This is a genomic window from Streptomyces sp. NPDC050388 (assembly GCF_040655635.1).
In the GTDB taxonomy this organism is placed as follows: Bacteria; Actinomycetota; Actinomycetes; order Streptomycetales; family Streptomycetaceae; genus Streptomyces.
On sequence record NZ_JBFAKH010000004.1, the window covers coordinates 54,506 to 70,834 of the forward strand.

Genomic DNA, 16,329 nt, shown 5'->3' on the forward strand with positions numbered 1-16,329 from the left:
TCACCCTTCGGCTTGCCGGTAAATGATGGTGGTGCTGCCCACGACGATCCGCGAGCCGTCGCGGAGCGTAGCGTGGGTGGTGTGCTGTCCGTCCACCACGATGCCGTTGGTGGACCCGAGATCCTGGATCGTCGAGGGCGTTCCGGTCCGGATCTCGCAGTGCCGGCGGGAGACGCCGGGGTCGTCGATCCGCACGTCGGCCTCGGTGCTGCGGCCCAGTACCAGCGTCGCGTTGGAGATCTGGTGGCGGTTGCCGTTGATCTCCACCCAGTAGCGGGTGCGGCCGGCGGACGGAGGTGCGGCGGGGGGCCGCTGGCCGCCCGCCGCCGGCGGGTAGCCGTAGCCGCCGGGCGGCGCGGCCGGCATGGGCGGGGCTCCCGCGGGAGCGGCCGGCGGGTACCCGTAGCCGCCGGGGCGGCCGGCGGGCGGGTACCCGTAGCCGCCGGGACGGCCGGCGGGCGGGGAGCCCGTGCCGGGGCCCGCGGGGCCGGGGCCGGTGGGCCCCGCCTGGCTGCTGGAGGAGGCGAGCGTGCGGCTGCGCACCCGGTACAGGCCGGTGTCGAGGTCCTCCGCCTTCTCCAGGTGCACCTTGATGGGGCCCATGAAGGTGTAGCGCTGCTGCTTGGCGTAGTCGCGCACCATGCCGGCGAGTTCGTCACCGAGCTGTCCGGAGTACGGGCTGAGCCGCTCGTAGTCGGGGGTGCTCAGTTCGACGATGAAGTCATTGGGGACGACGGTGCGGTCACGGTTCCAGATGGTCGCGTTGTTGTCGCACTCCCGCTGGAGTGCTCCCGCGATCTCCACGGGCTGCACCTCGGACTTGAACACCTTGGCGAAGGTGCCGTTGACCAGGCCTTCGAGCCGCTGCTCGAATTTCTTCAGGACTCCCATGGGGCACCTCCTCCGTCGTCGCCGTCCTGTGTACTGCCCTGTCCACTGCGTCTACTGCCCGGTGCGCCGATCCGCGCACCGTCCACCTGGTACTGCTTACTGATCGTATCCACGCCCCGGTCGATCGGCTGGTTCCCCCTGCCTGCCCGACCGACCGGTGTCGACGCCGGACGGAGTTCCCTCGGAGTTCCCTCCGGGGGCCCCTTCGAACTCCTTCGGCCGTGCTCGTGCGAGCCGCCCTGCCATGGATCGTAGAGGGGCTGTGGACCAGTGTCCCGCATGCGGCTGTGCACTCCGTCCGGCGCCTGGGGAGACGGGGGCTACCGGTACGAGGTTGATACGTGAAGTGGTTCTTGTGGAGGGGATGGGAGCAGATCCATGCGCATCCATGCCCATCCATGCCCATTGAGACCCGTCCATGCGTGCGTGTCCGGGACGTGGCACCGTTTCTGTTCGAGGTGTGACGTCACCGTGCGGCGATGCCGCTCAGGCGGGTGGGGTCCGGGGCGGCGGAAAGGGATGTGAATCCACCCCGATCAGCGTGCTAATGTTCTGGTGTCGGAAGGCGCCGAACCACTACGGGGAGGGGCCGAGGACACACCCAATGCGCGGGTGGCGGAATAGGCAGACGCGCTGGATTCAGGTTCCAGTGCCCGCAAGGGCGTGGGGGTTCAACTCCCCCCTCGCGCACGTCGAGAAAACGACGAAACGGGTCGCTGCGAGTGACGAAAGTCACGGCAGGGGCCCGTTTCTCGTTTGCTGAGGGTCGTGAGGCGACGCACAGCCTGGCTGAAGCACGTAAGGGCCCCGGTCGTGAGGTATCTCACGACCGGGGCCCTGCTTCGTTTGCCCGTGGTTCGTCGATGTTCGCCCTGCTCGCGATCGCGTCCTCGCCCTTCACGGCTTGCAGGCTCGCGCCGGGAAGCCGTCCAGACCGGTCTGCCGGTTCGACGGAGCAAGGTGCGCTGAACCGGCCGTTTCGAGCGCCCACCAGATACGGCTGGATTTTTTCGATCCACTTCGTGGACGTGCCGGTGGTCCGGCCCGCCCTGATTCCGTCGGACGCGCCGGTCTTGCCGAGGTGCACCGCACCGCCCTCCCGGTCGGCCCGCCCGGCCGGGGAGGTCACCAACAGCACGGTCCGAGGATCGCCCGGTGCCGGATCGGACACGAGACGCGGGTACTTCGACGAACCCGCGCTTCGTCCCTCTCCGTGCAGCTCTGCCGTGTTCCTGGCGCGAGAGGTGGGAGCCGGCTCGCCCGGCCGATGGGGAGCTCTCTGCGAGACGAGTGGTTTCGCCGTCATCGCGCTGACATCGCTACGAGACCCCGACACGGTCCGATGACGCCGCTCCAGGAGACGAGATGCTCCCGGCGCCCCGGCTCAAGGAATCGCTGAGGGACGGTACACAGGAGCTGGGAGACCGGTCCGGTGCGCCGCAGCAGCGGCTGGCCCCGCCATCACCGGTGCACGGATCCCCGCCCGGTGCGCAGCTGTTGCGCAGGCCACCCCCTCCAGGCGTCCGGCGCGATCCCGGGTGCCCGCGCCTCGTGTCCTTTTCTCTGGGGTCCGGCCGCGGTGGCGCGGTGATCACGGCAATTCAACGGACGTGAGCGCCGCATCCCCCGGCTCCCGCACCGCGGGCCCGCGCGCCGTCCAACCCGACTGCAGACGGTGGACACGGCGGCGTACGCCTGAGGGTCGACCGAGTGTCGAGCAGGTCCTGAAGCAGGCGCCTCGGGTCCGCCCGGTTCGCATGCCGAGAAATTTACCTCTCGTCAAGCAACCGTTCACCCGATCTGCATGTCGAACACACGTATTGCCCATCTCTCGGTCGGCTTTTGAGCCGCCTCCTGGAAGGGACATCGAGCAACCATGCTCCAACCGCTTCGTGCCGCACTGCGCATACGTACAGGGGGCGGATTTGCGCTGGCGCTTCTGCTCGGGGCGAGCTATGCGGCGTTACCGTTGTTCGCTCTGCTCCCCCATCTGTGGGGGTTCGTCGCCGCGTCAGCCGTCAGCTACGTCATGGACGCGTGGCTGCACCGCGTCGAGCCCGCTTTCATCCGCCGGCTGGCCGCGCTCAGGGTCGACCGGGTCATGCGATTCCTGGCCCGTGACGTGCTGCTTCTCATGCTGGCGGTACGCATGGAGGCGCCCGAGCCCGTGCTGGCCGCCGGACTGTTCGTCCTGGGTGCCCAGTTCGGGATACTCGTTTTCTACACCGCGCTGCACCGCATCATCCGCCGGGAGCGGACGCTCCCGGTCGCCGTGCGCAACATGGACATGAGCGACGCGGGCATCCCCAAGGCTCCGCCGCCCCTGCTGTTCCGCCGCTACCTGCGCCGGATGCTCCACCTCGACCTGCCGATGCACGCGGGGCTGCTCGCCGGTCTGGCGACCGCCGGCTGGTCCTTCACCAAGGCCGGATACGCGGTGAGCCTCGGGCTGTCCGCTCTCCTGCTGCTGGCACTGGCCGCGCAGGTGCGAACGGCCCGCCGGACGCCGCAGCGGGAGGAGATCATCGCCGCACTCAACCGGCAGCTGGCCGACTACCGGCCGGAGGTGGCCCTGTACTTCAGCTTCGCCGCGGTCTCCCGGGACTTCATGTACCAGGTCAACATGTGGATCGAAACCCTGGAGAACCTCGACCGCCGCCCGCTGATCATCCTGCGGGAACGTGCCTCCTTCTCCTACCTCAGCCGCACCCGCCTCCCGGTCGTGTGCGTGCCCGGGGCCGACGACCTGGCCCAACTCGACCTGCCCGACCTGAAGGTGGTGCTGTACCCGGGCAACGCGGGCAAGAACGTCCACATGCTGCGCGTCGCTGAGGCCAAGCACGTCTTCATCGGCCACGGCGACAGCGACAAGCTCGCCAGCAGCAACCGGGTCAGCAAGGTGTACGACGAGATCTGGGTGGCCGGACGCGCGGGCCGCGACCGCTACCAGCGGATCCGGCACGCCATCGACGACGCCGCGATCGTGGAGGTCGGCCGTCCCCAACTGGCTCCGATCCGACTGCACGCCGAGCACATACCCGGTCCGCTGCCCACCGTGCTGTACGCGCCGACCTGGGAAGGCTGGAGTGACGACGACTGCCACACCTCCCTGATCCCCATGGGTACGGACCTGGTCGGTGCCCTGCTCGACGAGGGCGTGCGGGTCCTGTACAAACCGCATCCGTTGACCGGCAAGCGCTCCGCCGAAGCCGCGGACGCCGACCGGACCATCCGTGAGATGCTCGATGCCGACAACCGCCGACGCCAGTCCGCCGACGCCCTGCCCGACCTCGACACCGGGCCGGAGCCGCGGATGCGGGAGATCAGGGAACGGCTCAACGAACTCGCCGGCCGCAACCGAACCGGCGACGACGCCCAGCAGACGCGCGACGCGCGGATGCCGGACCACACGGGCTCCGACGAGTGGTACGCGCTGGAAGCCGAATGGCACCACCTCTTCTGGAGCCGCACCGGCCCCTTCCGTCACCAGGTGATCACCGGTCAGCTTCCCACCCTGTACGAGTGCTTCAACCAGGCGGACATCCTCATCAGCGACGTCTCATCCGTCGTCGCCGACTTCGTCGCAAGCCTCAAGCCGTACGTCCTGACCAACGCACACGACCTGCCCGACGAGGAATTCCGCGCCGCCTACACCACTGCGGGCGGCGCCTACCTCCTCGACCGGGCCTGCACCCGACTGCCGGAGATCCTGCGGTCGGTGCGAGAGCCACGCCATGACCCGATGGCACTCGACCGGCACACGCTCAAGGAGTACGTCCTCGGCCCCGGTCAGCCCACCTCGATGGAGCGGTTCAACACCGCCGTCAACGCCCTCGCCGACACGGCCCTCCTCCACCAGCAGGAGCATGAACCGAGCGGCACGCTGTCGGGACCGGCCCTCGACGCAAACCGAGCCGACCTGAGCTGACAGGCAGGGTGATCGGCGGCTGGTTCACGGTGGCAGGCGGACCGCTGAGGCGAGGAGGCCGTGGCGGCCCTGCTGTCACGCCCGCTGATGGATCTCGGCGAGTACGACCGAGCGCGGGCGGAGTGGGATGCGGTCCAGGACCTGTGATGGAAATCTCATGATGTTTCGGGTGGGAAGCAGCTGGGCGTGCAGGTGTTGGTGCTCTCCGCTTTTTCCGGGTGCTGTGAGGCGACAGCGGTCCGGTGACCGGATAGCGGAGTGAGGTGTTGTGGGCGGAGGAGCAGTCCGATCAGGTGGCGGATCTCCGCGACGGACAGGGAATCGGATGGGTCTGGCCAAGAGCGCTTCTCCCTCTGACGGTTCCTGGGTGCGGACGGCGGTCAGTGGCCGCCGCATCCCGATCGGATGCACCTCCCCAGCGCGTCCAGCCGTCGACCAGTCGGTTTTGCGCTCCAAGGGCGCGATCGACCCGGCCGTGTACTCCAGCGCCCGGCTACGCGGCTCGGATCGGAAGGACCGCGATTCGAGCTTTTGCCCCAGGTGACAAACCGACGGATTGGTTTGATCCCAGGGTGACGGACGGCCACAAGCGCGGGCCTGCGTGGGGGGAGCCGGTCAGGGAGCGTCGACGAACGACCGGTACCAAGAGGCTGCACGGGGGAAGGCGTGGGCGAAGGCGTCGCCCGAGGAGCAGTTCAGGGTGCTCCAGAAGGTGTCGTCCCTGAACCAGTGGTCGACGGTGAGCATGCCGAGGTGATGCAGCGCGCGAGGGGAACCGGCGGCTCGTGCGTAGGCGGTCGTGACGTCCACCGACGCGCCCTCGCCGGGCTGTTCCACGTGCGCGCACACGGCCGCGAGCAGCTCCGACGCGGGAACGGGGGCCGGGTGGCTGACGTAGTGGACGCCGGGCCCGTGGTCCGGTGAGAGCGCCGCGGCGACGGCGGCGCGGCCCAGGGTGACCACGTCGATCACCGAGTGCAGGGCTTCGCAGCCCGTCACGGTCGCCGACAACTCCCGCAGGAGTCGGACCAGTCCGGGCACCATCCAGCGGTCGCCCTCGCCGTACACCAGGTGGGGTCGTAGTACCAGGCCGCCCGCGTCGAGGACGTGCCGCTCGGCGGCGGCACGGGTGCGGCTGGTGGCGGAGGCGGGGGCGACGGGGGCCTCGCCCGGCCGTACGCCGTGGAAGGGGCCCCGGCCGTGGACGGCGGCGGTGCTCATGTAGAGGATGCGGCGCACCCCGCTGCGTACCGCTTCCTCCACCAGGGCTTTCGTGCCCCGGTCGTTGACCGCCGCGAGCGATTCCGGGTCACCGCTCACGCGTGAGGCGCAGTGGACGAGTACGTCGATGCCGGTGCAACTGCCGTACAGGGAAGCGGGATCGGCGAGGTCGCCGGGTACGGTCCCGGCCGTGGTCTCGATCTCGGCCGTGGCCTCGGCGGGCGTGCGGAGGGCGCGGCGGGACAGCAGACGGACGTGGGCGTCCGGGCGTTGGTGCGCGGCCGCCGCGACCCGGCTGCCGATGAAGCCGGTGCCGCCCGTGATCAGAAGGTTCACCGTTTTCAGCGTCACAGCGGCGAACGTACCGGGGTGTGGTCCGGGGTGCGGCCGTGAGGTGCTGAGGTGAGGGTGGCGGTGAAGACGGGCTTGTCGTTCTGCCGGCCGGAGACCTGTACGGTCACCTCGCCGTTCCCGGTACCGGCGTCGGCGTCCGCCTTGTCTTCGTCCTTGTCCTTGTCGAGGACTTCGGCTTCGAGCAGGCAGGGGCTGTCCAGTTCGGCGTAGCGACTGAAGGAGGCGGCCATGTCGGTCGGCAGGAAGGACCGTCTGCCGGATGCCGCGGTCGCGGCCTGGCGGGCCGCCTCGAACAGGACCATGCCGGGAACGTGGTCGTTGGGCCGGGGGAAGAGGACCGGGTGGCCGGTGTCGACCCGCAGGAGCCAGGTGCCGGGGCGGTCGGCGGGGGCGAGGACGACGTCCTCCGCGCGGTCACGGCCGACCAGTTCGGGGGGAACGGGGGACAACAGGGGTATCGCGCTGTCCGTGGCGTCCAACTGCCGGGCCCGCAGGCGGAGGTAGGCGGACGGTGAGGTGCAGCCCGTGCTGCCGGTGCCCCGGGCGACGAGCCGTCCCGCGCGGCGGAACTCCATGGTCGTCCGCATGCTGCTCAGACCACGATCCCGGCGGCGCACCTCGGAGCAGACGACGTCGATGGTGACCGGCTCGGTGGCGTCCGCGAGTAACAGCCCGGAGGGGTCTGCGGTGACCGACAGGTCCCACATGACGAAGTGTGTGTCGAGTGGGGTGCCGAACTCGGCGTGGGCGAGGACCATCGTGGTCTGGCGCAGGGTCTCACCGATGATCATCGGGTCCTGGTGGCGATCGTCGGCCGGGCCGAAGAAGGAGTGGTCGGCGGGCCAGTGCGCGGTGACGCGGAAGGCGAGATCGGAGAGGCGTATCCAATCCGCGGGGAAGACGTCCGCCACGCGGGTGCGGTGCGCGAGCTGCTCGGTGACCCGGGTGGTGCCGGGGCCGGTGCGGGCACCGGCGGCCTGCCCGGCCACGCTTGCGGGCCCGTCCCCCTGTCCGGTCTGATCCTCCGTGGGTGTACTTGAGGGACCTGACTGCGACATGGAGAACCCCTCGAATGGACGGCCTGGATCCGGTCGACTTTCGCACTAAGATACGGACGAGCCGGTTTTTTTCAAGGGTGATCCATACCGGTGATCCATACCGTTGGAGACGAGCCCACGCGCCCGCACGGCGCCCGCGCGGCGACTTCACGGCGATCCGCGAGACCCACGGAGACCAGGAGGCACCCGATGGCGCGACAGGAGCGCGCGATCCGCACGCGGCGGACCATTCTGGCCGCGGCCGCGGCCGTCTTCGACGAACGCGGCTACACCTCCGCGACCATCGGGGAGATCCTGGACCGGGCCGGGGTGACCAAGGGCGCCCTGTACTTCCACTTCGGCTCCAAGGAGGAGCTGGCGCTCGGCATCTTCGAGGAGCAGCTGGCGGTCGCCCTGCCGCCCCAGTCGAGCAAACTCCAGGAGCTCGTCGACTCCGGTCTGGTGCTGGCCCTGCGGCTGCGGACCGATCCGCTGGTGCGGGCCAGTGTCGGACTGGCCCTGGACCAGGGGGCGTTGGGGCTGGACCGAACCCCGGCGTTCCGCATGTGGATCGACCAGACCACCCGGACCCTGGCCGAGGCGAAGGCGGGGGGCGAGCTGCTGCCGCACGTCGAAGTGACGGAGACGGCGGAGCTGTTGGTCGCGAGTTACTCGGGGGTGCAGCTCCTCTCGCAGCTGCGCTGCCAGCGGCAGGATCTGGAGCACCGGGTCGTCGTGCTGTTCCAGCACATGCTGCCGGGCATCGCGGTCCCGGCGGTGCTGGCCCGGCTGGACATCTCGGCGGACCGCGCCCAGCGGGCCCTCGCGGAGGGACGGTTGGAACCGGTTGTGGGAGACGTCGCCGAGGCGGGGTAGACGGGCACGGGCGTGGACACGTGTGGGCGTGGGCGCGGTGAGCTGAGGTCGGCGGCTGCAGCGGGAGTCACAAGGGCGCGTGTGGGTGAGGGCGTTGTCCACAGCCCCGGAGTTGTCCACAAGACCTGACGCGTTTCGTCCACCGGGTTGTACGGTCGGCACGGATGATGTCATGGCCTGCGCCGATGCCTGTGTCGACGCGGGGCCGACGGTCGTTCGTTTCGGTTGTCGATGCGTGCGCGTGGTCGAGCGTGTGCAAGGACGTACGTGTGGGCGTACGGGGGAGGCGGTTGTTGTGACCGAGATCGTTGCCGGTGGGGTCGGCACGGAAGAGGTGCCGTCGCAGGCGGGACCGGACGGCCGGGCGGCCGACGAGGTGCGGCGGCTGCCGCGCGTACGGGGCTTCGCCGCATGGCCGCCCGAGGGCTCGGCCAAGGAGGACGGCAAGGCCCTTCGCCGGCTGGTCCCCCGCAGCGCCCACGCCGGTCTCGACCTGGACCCCTCCCGCCCCGACGCGGTGAGCGCGGTCGAGGAGTCCAGCCGCGGCCGGCTGCCCGAGTTGACGCCGATACGGGTGGGCAGGATGGCGGCGACACCGTTCGCCTTCCTGCGCGGCGCGGCGGGCCTCATGGGCCACGACCTGGCCCGCACCCCCATGACGCGGATCCGCGCGCAGATATGCGGCGACGCGCACGCGGCCAACTTCGGCCTGTACGGCGACGCGCGCGGCGGACTGGTCATCGACCTGAACGACTTCGACGAGACGTTGTGGGGCCCCTGGGAGTGGGACGTCAAGCGGCTCGCCACCTCGCTGGTGCTCGCGGGACGGGAGGCCGGCGCGGACGAGGACACCTGCCGCAGGGCCGCTCGTGACGTGGTGGGCGCCTACCGTCGCACGATGCGGCTGCTGGCCAAGCTGCCGGTGCTGGACGCCTGGAACGCCATCGCCGACGAGGAACTGGTCTCCCACACCGACGCGCACGATCTGTTGGGCACCCTGGAGCGGGTCTACGCGAAGGCCCGCGCCAACACCAGCGGCCGTTTCGCGGCCAAGTCCACCGAGGTGACGGCGGACGGCGGACGCCGTTTCGTCGACGCCCCGCCGGTACTGCGGCGCGTCGACGACGCCGAGGCCGCCGCGGTGGCCTCCTCCCTGGAGGAGTACGTCGGCACCCTCCAGCCGGACCGGCTTCCGCTGCTGGCCCGGCACGCGGTGCAGGACGTGGCGTTCCGCGTCGTCGGCACGGGCAGTGTGGGCACCCGCTCGTACGTGGTGCTGCTCCTGGACCACCGGGGCGAGCCCCTGGTCCTCCAGGTGAAGGAGGCCCGCGCCTCGGCGCTGGTCCCGCACCTGCTGACGGCCGGTTTCGACGTTCCCGACGCCGACCACGAGGGCCGGCGCGTGGTCCTGGGGCAGAAGAGGATGCAGGTGGTCAGCGACAACCTGCTGGGCTGGACGACCGTCGAGGGGAGGCCCTTCCAGGTCCGGCAGTTCCGCAACCGCAAGGGCAGCGTCGACCCGACGGCCCTGGCCGCCGACCAGGTCGACGACTACGCCCGCATGACCGGCGCCCTCCTGGCCCGCGCCCACTCCCACAGCGTCGATCCCCGCCTGATCGCGGGCTACTGCGGCAAGAACGACGAGCTCGACGAGGCGATGGCCGACTTCGCGCTCCGCTACGCCGACCGCACGGAGGCCGACCACGCGGACCTGGTGGCGGCGGTGCGGTCGGGCCGGATCGCGGCGGAGACGGGGGTCTGAGCAGCGGGGCCGGCAGGGGGCAGGGCCGGATGGCCGGATGTCAGCGTTCCGTTTCCGGCGCCTCCTCGGTGGGCCCACAGATGGTCCGGCAGGTGGTCCGGCCTGCGGTTCGACGGGCCGGGCCGGTGTCGGGAGCGGGCCGGGTGGGCTCCGGGGGTGGCGGTGGTGGCCTACGCTGTGCGGGTGACGACCTCGGAGGGTGAGCAGGGTGGTGGCGGCGCCGGTGCGGAGCAGCAGCAGGTGATGGCCGAAGGCGGTGCGCAGCGGCCCGAGGCGCGACTGGAGCAGGCCGTGCGGGCCGCCGAGCAGGCGCTGATCGAGTTCGAGATCGCGGTGGACACCTTCCGCATCGAGGTCGAGAACTTCTCCCGGCTGCACGAGCAGCGGCTCGGCCCCATGTACCTGCGCCTCGAGGAACTGGACGCCCGGATCCTGGAGGCCAAGGCCGACCGCACCGGTGATCCCGAGGACCGACGGTTGGCCGAGGACGCGCGCTCCCGGTTGCTGCCGATCCCCGGTGTGGAGCAGCTGCTGAACGGCTGGATGGACGGCGACGGTCTCTTCCCGGAGGCCGCGGCCATGCTCACGGACCAGCCGGTACGGACCCCGGAGCGGGTGCGGCCCAGTGAGGAGGCCCGCAAGCTCTACCGCGACCTCGCCCGCAGGGCGCACCCGGACCTGGCGCAGGAGGAGTCGGAACGCCGCCGCCGCGAGGAGTTCATCACCCGCGTCAACGCCGCCTACGCCCGCGGCAGCGAGGCGGAGCTGCGTGAGCTCACCGAGGAATGGGCCGCGGGCCCGAAGCCGAAGGAGCAGGCCCCGAGTGCCGTCGACGAGCTCTACGCCCGGCTCGAGTGGCTCGCCCAGCGCAAGGAACTGCTCACGCTGGTCGCGAAAGAACTCGAGGAGGGTGCCGTCGGCTCGATGCTCCGGCTGGCCCCGTACGACCCGGACCGTCTCCTGGAGGAGATAGCCGAGCAGCTGCGCGCCCAGGTGAGCGAACGCGAGGCGGAGCTGGCGGCCCTGCAGGGCTGAGCCGCGGAGCGGCCGAAACCCCGGCCGCCCCGCGGGTGTGAAGTCCGGCTCGGTTGCTTCCGGTAGCGTCGGGGGCATGAGTTTTGCGACTGGGGTGCCCACGGTCGGGGTCACGGACCTCGAGGACGGCGATTTCCTGTTGGACGTCCGAGAGGACGACGAGTGGAAGTCCGGTCATGCCGAAGGGGCGCTGCACATCCCGATCAGCGAGTTCGTCGCCCGTTACGGTGAGCTGACCGAGGCGGCCCCGCAGGACGGCCGGGTGCATGTGATCTGCCGTTCCGGCGGGCGCTCCGCCCAGGTCACCATGTACCTGGTCCAGCAGGGCATCGACGCCGTGAACGTGGCGGGCGGGATGCAGATGTGGGAGTCGGCGGGGCGCTCCGTGGTCACGGATGACGGGCAACCCGGACACGTGCTGTAGTCCGGGTGCCGGAACTGGCTCCGGAAGCGGGGAACGGGCGTCAGCGGTCGAAGTCCAGCTCCACTCTCTCCGTCACCGGATGCGACTGGCAGGCCAGTACGTAGCCCGCCTCGGTCTCCTCCGACTCCAGCGCGAAGTTGCGGTTCATCCGCACCTCGCCCGAGACGAGAAAGGCACGGCAGGTTCCGCACACCCCGCCCTTGCAGGCGTAGGGGGCGTCGGAGCGGTTGCGCAGCACCGTTTCCAGCAGGGACTCGCCGTCCCGGACGGGCCAGGTGCCGCCGCGCCCGTCGAGCAGGGCGGTGACCGTGCTGTGGGCGGGGGCGGGTGCCGTGGGGGCGACCGGTGTGCCGGTGTCCACGTGGAAGATCTCTTCGTGGATGCGGGAGCGGGCCACGCCCAGGCCGCGCAGAGCTCGCTCCGCACCCTCCACCAGTCCGTACGGGCCGCACAGGAACCAGCCGTCCACCTGCTCCACGGGCAGCAGCGCCGGCAGCAGTCCGGTGAGCCGCTCCTGGTCGAGCCGCCCGGACGGCAGCCCCGCCTGCTGCTCCTCCCGTGACAGCACCGTCACCAGCTGGAGCCGCTCGGTGTAGCGGTCCTTCAGGTCGGCCACCTCTTCCAGGAACATCGTCGATGCGGCCGTGCGGTCACTGCGGATCAGGCAGAAGCGGGCATCGGGCTCGCGCCTCAGCAGGGTCGAGACGATGGACAGCACCGGTGTGATGCCGCTTCCACCGACGATCGCCGCGTACCGGCCGGGCGCGGGCCGGAGGGTGAACCGGCCCGCCGGGGTCATCACCTCCAGCTCGTCCCCGACGCCGATCTCCTTCAGGGCGTACGTCGAGAAGGCTCCGCCGTCGACCAGCCGCACCCCCACCCGCAGCGTGCCGGGCCCTTGGCCGTCGGGTGCCGGGGAGCAGATGGAGTAGGTGCGCCGGATGTCCTCGCCCTCGGCCCTGCGCCGCAGGGTGAGGTGCTGGCCCGGGGCGTGCCGGTACTGCTCGCGCAGTTCCGGGGGCACGGTGAGGGTGAGGGCGACGGAGTCGTCGGTGAGCCGCTCGACCGCGGCCACCCGGAGCCGGTGGAAGCGCGCCATCACAACTCCTTGAAGTGGTCGAACGGTTCGAGGCAGGCCAGGCACCGGCGCAGGGCCTTGCACGCCGTGGACGAGAAACGGCTGAGCAGTTCGGTGTCGGCGGAGCCGCAGTGCGGGCAACGCACCGGCTCCGGAGCGGCGGACGCCTCGTCGACCGACGCCTCGTCGGCCGACGGGTAGCCGGTCAGCGGGTCGCGGGTGCGGGGCGGCCCGAGGTCCACCGGGACCGCGCCGGACGGCGGCCGTGCACGAGGCGGGGCGATGCCGAACTCCCGCAGCTTGCGCCGCCCCTCCTCGGTGATGTCGTCGGTCGACCAGGCGGGCGCGAGCACCCTGCGGACGGTGACCTCACGCACGCCGTGTCCGCGCAGGACCCGCTCTATGTCCGCAGACATCGCCTCGACGGCCGGGCAGCCCGTGTACGTGGGGGTCAGCTCGACCTCGACGGCGTCCGTCCCGCGCGCGTGCACCGCGCGCACCACGCCCAGCTCGCGCAGGGTCAGCACGGGCAGTTCGGGGTCGGGCACCGAACCGGCCAGTTCCAGGAGTTCGGCCTCCAGCGGGGTGGTGGGCGCCGTGGTCACCATGTCGCCCCCGGGTGGCTGCGGTGCAGGTGCTGCATCTCGGCGAGCATCCGGCCGAAGGACTCGGTGTGCAGTCCCTGGCGGCCGGCACCGGCCGCCCAGGCCCCGGTGCGCGGCCCCCCGGGCACGGTGAGGGTGGCCCGGCGCAGTACCTGGGTGATCCGCTCCAGCCAGGCCGTCTCCAGGGCCGGCCAGTCGATGTCGAGGCCCTCGACCGGCTGGAACATCTCGCCGGTGTACCGCCACAGGGTGTCCACGGCCCGCTGGGTCCGGGCCCGGCTGGCGTCCGTGCCGTCGCCGAGCCGCAGGGTCCACTGCTCGGCGTGGTCGCGGTGGTAGGCGACCTCCTTGACGGCCTTGCCGGCCAGCGGCGCGAACGGTCCGTCCCCCGCGGCGAGCTCGGTGTGCAGGAGGTGCTGGTAGGTGGAGAAGTACAGCTGGCGGACGATGGTGTGGGCGAAGTCTCCGTTCGGCTGTTCCACCAGCTGGAGGTTGCGGAAGGCGCGTTCCTCGCGGAGGAACGCCAGCTCGTCCTCGTCGCCGACCGTCGACAGCAGCACCCGGGCCTGGCCCAGCAGGTCCAGCGCGATGTTGGCGAGGGCGACCTCCTCCTCCAGCACCGGGGCGTTGCCCGCCCACTCGCCCAGGCGGTGGGAGAGCACCAGGGCGTCGTCGCCGAGGGCGAGTGCGGCCGTCGTGCGGGCGGTGTCTCCCCCGGAGGCTGTCTGTGCGGGGGTGCTGGGTGGCGTCGTCACAGGTGCCGCACCCCCTCGGGGATCTCGTAGAACGTCGGGTGCCGGTAGGGCTTGTCGGCGGCGGGTTCGAAGAACGGGTCCTTCTCGTCCGGCGAGGACGCGGTGACCGCGGAGGACGGTACGACCCAGATCGAGACGCCCTCACCGCGGCGGGTGTACAGATCGCGGGCATTGCGCAGGGCGAGCTCCGCGTCCGGGGCGTGCAGGCTGCCGGCGTGGGTGTGGGAGAGCCCCCGGCGGGAGCGCACGAATACCTCCCACAGGGGCCAGTCGGTGTCGGTCATGTACGGGTCGCTCCTGTCTCGCCGTTCGCGTGCTTGGCCGCGTGGGCCGCTGCCGCCTCCCTGACCCAGGCGCCCTCCTCGTGGGCGCGCCTGCGCCGGGTCAGCCGTTCCTCGTTGCACGGGCCGTTGCCCTTGAGGACGTCCCAGAACTCGCTCCAGTCGATCGGGCCGAAGTCGTGGTGCCCCCGCTCCTCGTTCCACCGCAGGTCCGGGTCGGGGAGGGTGAGGCCGAGCGACTCGGCCTGCGGGACGCAGATGTCGACGAAGCGCTGACGCAGCTCGTCGTTGGAGTGCCGCTTGATCTTCCAGGCCATCGACTGCGCGGAGTGCTGCGACTCGTCGTCGGGCGGGCCGAACATCATCAGGGACGGCCACCACCAGCGGTCCACCGCGTCCTGGGCCATCGCGTGCTGCTCGGGGGTGCCGCGACTCAGGGCCAGCAGCAGCTCGTAGCCCTGACGCTGGTGGAAGGACTCCTCCTTGCAGATGCGCACCATGGCGCGCGCGTACGGGCCGTACGAGCAGCGGCACAGGGGCACCTGGTTGGTGATCGCGGCGCCGTCCACCAGCCAGCCGATCGCACCGACGTCGGCCCAGGTCAGCGTGGGGTAGTTGAAGATCGAGGAGTACTTCTGGCGGCCGGAGTGCAGCTTGTCCAGCAGCTCCTCGCGGCTGGTGCCGAGGGTCTCGGCGGCGCTGTAGAGGTACAGGCCGTGTCCGGCTTCGTCCTGCACCTTGGCCATCAGGATCGCCTTGCGGCGCAGCGACGGCGCGCGGGTGATCCAGTTGGCCTCCGGCTGCATGCCGATGATCTCGGAGTGCGCGTGCTGGGCGATCTGCCGGACGAGCGTGGCACGGTAGGCGTCGGGCATCCAGTCGCGCGGTTCGATCCTCTCGTCGGCGGCGACGGCCGCGTCGAAGGCACGCTCGTGTCCCGCGCTGTCGACGAGCGGATCACCGGTGCTGTCGACGGCGCCGTCCGGTGCGTCGTGGGTACGGCCGCCGACCGTGCCGCGAGCGGCTGCTGTCGCCATGAGGTCCCCCTCGACCTTGGTTCTTCTCGACCTTGGTTCTTCTCGACCTTGGTTCTTCTCGCTCTGGGTTCTTCCCGGAACACGCTCCCGACCGATCGTTCGGTTCGTGCGGTTCCATGGTGAGACGGCCGTCGCAAGGTGTCAACAGCTGTGGATGACCTCCGGGGCTGTGCCCCGGCGGCCGGTGCTGAGTACCGTTCCCGTGCGACACGGTGAAGCCGCGGAGCGGTATGCGGGCGGTACGACGGCGCCGCGACCGGGACACGGACCGGGAATGTGGGAACGGGGCGGGATGAACGCGCACGACGAGGGCTCGCACGCCCGGCAGGACCGGAGCGGGCCGGAAGGGCCGGACGGACTGGAGGAACCGAGCGGCCCCGCCCCGCCGCCCGGGCCCGCCACCGGCGTGGCCGCCCTCTCCCCGCTCCATCGGATCGCCGCCGCGGTGGCCCTCGGGGGCGTCGCGATCGTGGTCTGCGTGCACCTCGGCATGACGTTCCTGCACGTCGCGCCCGCGAACACGGTCTCCAAGGAGCACGGCACGGCGATCGAGGACTGGATCTACCCGGAGTTCGAGCAGAACTGGAAGCTGTTCGCGCCCAACCCGCTGCAGCAGAACATCTCCGTCCAGGTCCGCGCCGAGATCCTGACGGCGGACGGGGGAGTGCGGACCACCGGCTGGTACGACCTGTCCGCCCAGGACGGCCGGGCCATCGACGGCAACCTCCTGCCCAGCCACACCCAGCAGAACGAGCTGCGCCGGGCCTGGGACTTCTTCGTCGCCACGCATGACGACGACCGTCCGGTGGGCATGCGGGGCGCGCTGGCCGAGTCGTATTTGCGCCGGATCATGGTGATGAGGCTCGAACGGTCGGACGCGGCCGGGCCGGGCGACGTCGTCGACCGGATCCAGGTTCGCTCCCGCACCGTCGACGTGCCGCCGCCCCGGTGGAGCGAGGAGCAGGTCTCGACGAAGCCGGTCCACCGCACCCTGCCCTGGTGGCCGGTGCCGGAGGACGAGGCCCGGGGAGGCATCGGGTGAACC

General features: G+C 70.9%; 15 protein-coding genes and 1 tRNA gene. 7 read left to right on the plus strand and 9 right to left on the minus strand.

What is annotated here, in order from left to right; translation table 11 throughout:
* On the minus strand, positions 1–891 hold the full coding sequence (locus AB0I73_RS03580; RefSeq protein ID WP_363033349.1) for a DUF3662 and FHA domain-containing protein: 891 nt from the start codon (positions 889–891) through the stop codon (positions 1–3).
* A 606-nt stretch (positions 892–1,497) separates the two neighbouring features.
* Between AB0I73_RS03580 and AB0I73_RS03585 the strand changes: the two genes are divergently transcribed.
* A tRNA-Leu gene (locus AB0I73_RS03585) sits at positions 1,498–1,581 on the plus strand.
* Between the two features lie 133 nt (positions 1,582–1,714).
* Here the strand turns inward: AB0I73_RS03585 and AB0I73_RS03590 are convergent.
* Positions 1,715–2,029, minus strand: a complete 315-nt coding sequence (locus tag AB0I73_RS03590) for a hypothetical protein (protein WP_363033351.1) — start codon at positions 2,027–2,029, stop codon at positions 1,715–1,717.
* Between the two features lie 738 nt (positions 2,030–2,767).
* On the opposite strand from AB0I73_RS03590, the gene AB0I73_RS03595 reads away from it, so the two are divergent.
* Positions 2,768–4,819, plus strand: a complete 2,052-nt coding sequence (locus AB0I73_RS03595) for a hypothetical protein (RefSeq protein ID WP_363033353.1) — start codon at positions 2,768–2,770, stop codon at positions 4,817–4,819.
* 615 nt (positions 4,820–5,434) lie between these two features.
* Here the strand turns inward: AB0I73_RS03595 and AB0I73_RS03600 are convergent.
* Together AB0I73_RS03600 and AB0I73_RS03605 are read right to left on the minus strand one after the other, a co-directional pair.
* On the minus strand, positions 5,435–6,376 hold the full coding sequence (locus AB0I73_RS03600) for an NAD-dependent epimerase/dehydratase family protein (RefSeq protein WP_363033355.1): 942 nt from the start codon (positions 6,374–6,376) through the stop codon (positions 5,435–5,437).
* Between the two features lie 11 nt (positions 6,377–6,387).
* A complete protein-coding gene (locus AB0I73_RS03605) occupies positions 6,388–7,383 on the minus strand; it encodes a ScbA/BarX family gamma-butyrolactone biosynthesis protein (RefSeq protein ID WP_363033357.1) in 996 nt (331 codons plus the stop codon).
* Between the two features lie 258 nt (positions 7,384–7,641).
* Here AB0I73_RS03605 and AB0I73_RS03610 point away from each other — a divergent pair, with 258 nt between their 5' ends.
* The 4 genes from AB0I73_RS03610 to AB0I73_RS03625 all read left to right on the plus strand — a co-directional run bounded on the left by AB0I73_RS03610 (position 7,642) and on the right by AB0I73_RS03625 (position 11,528).
* Complete coding sequence (locus AB0I73_RS03610; RefSeq protein WP_363033359.1) at positions 7,642–8,307, plus strand: ScbR family autoregulator-binding transcription factor; 666 nt, start codon at positions 7,642–7,644, stop codon at positions 8,305–8,307.
* A gap of 334 nt (positions 8,308–8,641) precedes the next feature.
* Positions 8,642–10,069, plus strand: coding sequence for a DUF2252 domain-containing protein (locus tag AB0I73_RS03615; RefSeq protein ID WP_363033562.1), 1,428 nt, complete (start codon positions 8,642–8,644; stop codon positions 10,067–10,069).
* A gap of 243 nt (positions 10,070–10,312) precedes the next feature.
* A complete protein-coding gene (locus AB0I73_RS03620) occupies positions 10,313–11,104 on the plus strand; it encodes a hypothetical protein (RefSeq protein ID WP_363033563.1) in 792 nt (263 codons plus the stop codon).
* Between the two features lie 94 nt (positions 11,105–11,198).
* Positions 11,199–11,528, plus strand: coding sequence for a rhodanese-like domain-containing protein (locus tag AB0I73_RS03625; protein WP_363033565.1), 330 nt, complete (start codon positions 11,199–11,201; stop codon positions 11,526–11,528).
* 40 nt (positions 11,529–11,568) lie between these two features.
* Here AB0I73_RS03625 and AB0I73_RS03630 read toward each other — a convergent pair whose 3' ends face one another.
* The 5 genes from AB0I73_RS03630 to paaA are packed head-to-tail and all read right to left on the minus strand — an operon-like array spanning position 11,569 to position 15,284.
* Positions 11,569–12,627 carry a 2Fe-2S iron-sulfur cluster-binding protein gene (locus AB0I73_RS03630; protein ID WP_363033361.1) on the minus strand — a complete coding sequence of 353 codons (1,059 nt, stop codon included), beginning with the start codon at positions 12,625–12,627 and terminating at the stop codon, positions 11,569–11,571.
* Entirely contained in the window at positions 12,627–13,214 is a 588-nt protein-coding gene (paaD, locus tag AB0I73_RS03635; RefSeq protein WP_363033363.1) for a 1,2-phenylacetyl-CoA epoxidase subunit PaaD, read from the minus strand. The genes AB0I73_RS03630 and paaD overlap by 1 nt, the downstream gene beginning before the upstream one ends.
* Positions 13,208–13,966 carry a 1,2-phenylacetyl-CoA epoxidase subunit PaaC gene (gene paaC / locus AB0I73_RS03640; RefSeq protein WP_363033365.1) on the minus strand — a complete coding sequence of 253 codons (759 nt, stop codon included), beginning with the start codon at positions 13,964–13,966 and terminating at the stop codon, positions 13,208–13,210. Before paaC ends, paaD begins: the two co-directional genes overlap by 7 nt.
* A complete protein-coding gene (gene paaB, locus AB0I73_RS03645) occupies positions 13,963–14,250 on the minus strand; it encodes a 1,2-phenylacetyl-CoA epoxidase subunit PaaB (protein ID WP_055574617.1) in 288 nt (95 codons plus the stop codon). Before paaB ends, paaC begins: the two co-directional genes overlap by 4 nt.
* Positions 14,247–15,284: a 1,2-phenylacetyl-CoA epoxidase subunit PaaA gene (gene paaA, locus AB0I73_RS03650; RefSeq protein WP_363033367.1), complete on the minus strand. Its 1,038-nt coding sequence runs from the start codon at positions 15,282–15,284 to the stop codon at positions 14,247–14,249. Before paaA ends, paaB begins: the two co-directional genes overlap by 4 nt.
* Positions 15,285–15,576: 292 nt before the next feature.
* Between paaA and AB0I73_RS03655 the strand changes: the two genes are divergently transcribed.
* Positions 15,577–16,326, plus strand: coding sequence for a DUF5819 family protein (locus AB0I73_RS03655; RefSeq protein ID WP_363033369.1), 750 nt, complete (start codon positions 15,577–15,579; stop codon positions 16,324–16,326).
* Positions 16,327–16,329 lie beyond the last annotated feature (3 nt).

Excerpts from the sequence above, each read along its gene's own strand:
- AB0I73_RS03655 (WP_363033369.1), top strand. The coding sequence starts at position 15,577 with ATGAACGCGCACGACGAGGGCTCGCACGCCCGGCAGGACCGGAGCGGG.
- AB0I73_RS03620 (WP_363033563.1), top strand. The coding sequence starts at position 10,313 with ATGGCCGAAGGCGGTGCGCAGCGGCCCGAGGCGCGACTGGAGCAGGCC.
- paaB (WP_055574617.1), bottom strand. The coding sequence starts at position 14,250 with ATGACCGACACCGACTGGCCCCTGTGGGAGGTATTCGTGCGCTCCCGC.
- AB0I73_RS03595 (WP_363033353.1), top strand. The coding sequence starts at position 2,768 with ATGCTCCAACCGCTTCGTGCCGCACTGCGCATACGTACAGGGGGCGGA.
- AB0I73_RS03580 (WP_363033349.1), bottom strand. The coding sequence starts at position 891 with ATGGGAGTCCTGAAGAAATTCGAGCAGCGGCTCGAAGGCCTGGTCAAC.
- paaD (WP_363033363.1), bottom strand. The coding sequence starts at position 13,214 with ATGGTGACCACGGCGCCCACCACCCCGCTGGAGGCCGAACTCCTGGAA.
- AB0I73_RS03630 (WP_363033361.1), bottom strand. The coding sequence starts at position 12,627 with ATGGCGCGCTTCCACCGGCTCCGGGTGGCCGCGGTCGAGCGGCTCACC.
- paaA (WP_363033367.1), bottom strand. The coding sequence starts at position 15,284 with ATGGCGACAGCAGCCGCTCGCGGCACGGTCGGCGGCCGTACCCACGAC.
- AB0I73_RS03610 (WP_363033359.1), top strand. The coding sequence starts at position 7,642 with ATGGCGCGACAGGAGCGCGCGATCCGCACGCGGCGGACCATTCTGGCC.